Annotated in this window: 1 protein-coding gene; it reads right to left on the bottom strand. The window is 61.5% G+C overall.

Annotation, left to right across the window (positions count from 1 at the left end):
* Positions 1-2,109: Ig-like domain-containing protein (locus EPD60_RS07955; protein ID WP_131448578.1), on the bottom strand; the 2,109-nt coding region annotated here is incomplete at both ends.

Below are 2,109 nucleotides of genomic sequence, written 5' to 3'. Positions count from 1 at the left end.
CCCTGGGCGATGGTGAGGTGCAGGACAGCTGTATCGGTGCAGGCACCGTTTACAGTAGTCACTGTATAGTCTCCACTCTGGCTATAGCTCTGACCCCTCCAGCTATAGGTACCGCAGGCAGTAGCAGTAGTGTCGCTGCGCACACCCTGGGCAATGGTGAGGTGCAGGACAGCCGTGTCGGTGCAGGCACCATTTACAGTAGTCACTGTATAGTTACCGGAAGCAGTGTAGGTAGTGCCTCTCCAGCTATAGGATCCGCAGGCAGTGGCGGTGGTGTCACTGCGCACGCCCTGGGCGATGGTGAGGTGCAGGACAGCCGTATCGGTACAGGCACCGTTGGGTGTGGTGAGGGTGTAATCTCCACTCTGGCTATAGCTCTGACCCCTCCAGCTGTAGGTACCACAGGCAGTGGCGGTAGTGTCACTGCGCGCGCCCTGGTTGATGGTGAGGTGCAGGGTGGCGGTATCGGGGCAGCCGTTGACGCCCGTTGTATAGACGTTGTAATTACCACTGGTGGTATAAGTGGTTCCTCTCCACACATACTGGCTGCAGGCCGTAGCGGTGGTGTCGGTATGCACACCATTTCTTACCGTCAGCGTCAAGGTCACCGTGCTGTCGCAGCCAAGAGAAGTCTGCAGCACGGCCTGGTAACTTCCCGCAGCCGTCAGGCTTTGCCCATTCCAGCTATAAGGCAGCTGTACCGAACAAACCGACAGGCTCTGCGTCGCCGTGGCCTTCGGGTTTACGGTTACCGTCGCAGTCGCCGTACCCGTACAACCATTGGTAGTACCCGTCACCGTATAAGTCGTTGTCGCCGTCAGACTTGCCGTTACCGGCGAGCCCGTAGTTGCCGACAGCCCCGGGGCCGGGCTCCAGGCATAGGTGCTTGCTCCACCCGCGGTAAGCGTCGCGCTGCCACCGCTGCAGATCGGCGCCGGCGTATTCACCGTAACGGTCGGGTTGGGGTTGATCACCAGGTTGGCCGAGCCCGTGTTTGTGCAATTGTTGCTGTTGGTAACGGTCACCGAATACGTACCAGCCGTCGAGGTTTGGAAGCTGCTCACATTGCCCGCCGCCGCCGCGCCCGAAGGCACGGTCCATGCATAAGTATAAGTACCGGCAGGTGCCACCACCGCCGAAATTGTTGCCGGCAATGCATTGGCGCAGACTGCTGGCGCATTCACCGTTATCACCGCGAAGTCATAGGTCACCGCACCGCAGGGGCCGGTAACAACCACCCGGTAGCGGTTGCCATTCATCGAGGTGCTTACATTCGATAGGGTGAGCGTGTTGGTGCCACTGCCGGCAGGCGTGTTGGCGGTGCCGGTAGGGCCGAAAGCGAACCACTCGTACGTAAGCGGCCCGGTGCCCGATGCCGTCACGGTAAACGTCGCATTGCCGCCCTCGCAAACCGATACGTTCTGCGGCGGCGTCACGATCGCGGTCTTCGGGTTCACCGTGATGGTAAAGGTCTTCGGAGCCCCCGGGCAGCTGACGCCGTTGGTGGTGAGCGTCGGTGTCACGGTGATCGTAGCGGTGATCGGTGACGTGCCGGTATTGGTTGCTAAGAAAGACGCGATATTTCCCGTGCCGCTCGCGGCGAGCCCGATGGCCGTGTTGTCGTTGGTCCAGTTATATACCACACCCGTTGCCGGTGTGCCGCTGAACGTTACCGCCGTTGTGCTGCTGCCGGCACATACCGTCTGGTTGGCAGGTGCCGTTGCCACGGGGATCGCGTTGGTGGTCACCACGATCGAGGCACGCGGGCTTTCGCAGCCATTACCGCTCACCTGGCTCACGTAATAGGTGGTTGAGCCCACCGTTGCAGACGAGGGCGTTGGTGCGGTGGCGGATCCGGTGCCGCCGGTAGCCGTTGTATACCAGAGCAACGTGTTGCCGGCCAATGCGGTTGCCGTCAGCGGCACCGTCGCCGCTCCCTGGCAATAGGTTACCGGCGTCGTCACGGTCGGCGCGGCCGGCTTTGCAGTCACCGTTACTGTAAGCGATGCCCGCGGGCTGGTGCAGTTGCCCGGGTTGGCCACCTGGCTCACATAATACGTTGTGCTGCCAACCGTGGTGGTCGACGGCGTCGGGGCCGTTGTGCTTCCG

Source organism: Flaviaestuariibacter flavus (assembly GCF_004337505.1).
GTDB classification, from domain to species: Bacteria; Bacteroidota; Bacteroidia; order Chitinophagales; family Chitinophagaceae; genus Flavisolibacter; species Flavisolibacter flavus.
This window is presented reverse-complemented; position numbering and strand designations above follow the sequence as displayed.